The sequence below is a fragment of the Flavihumibacter cheonanensis genome (assembly GCF_022352215.1).
Classification (GTDB): domain Bacteria; phylum Bacteroidota; class Bacteroidia; order Chitinophagales; family Chitinophagaceae; genus Flavihumibacter; species Flavihumibacter cheonanensis.
On record NZ_JAKRWF010000060.1, the window covers coordinates 1 to 291 of the forward strand.

Here is a 291-nt window from a genome sequence, read left to right on the forward strand (position 1 = left end):
GTCATAGGATTTCTGGGTGTGAAGTCGCCAGAACGGCGAACTGCGCAGGTGGCTGAAGGGCTGCTCGGGTCTCGAGCCGCTCCGTGAAGGACGACCACCGAAACAGCGGATCAGCGTGTCGAGTTCACGCCGAATGTCGGAGAAGTCAAAACGGTTTTCGGCGATTTGACGATTTTCGATCCGCGAAACGAGCAGCAACAAGAGCAGCGGCTTTTTCAGCGCAGCACCAAGGGAGCTCGAACGGTGCAGCTTCATCGAGCAGATATCGTCCAGGAACTGATCCAGGATTTG

General features: G+C 56.4%; 1 protein-coding gene. It reads right to left on the reverse strand.

What is annotated here, in order from left to right:
• Positions 1 to 291, reverse strand: a 291-nt coding sequence (locus MD536_RS21130; RefSeq protein ID WP_239603776.1) for a phosphorothioated DNA-binding restriction endonuclease family protein, incomplete at both ends; no start/stop codon positions are given.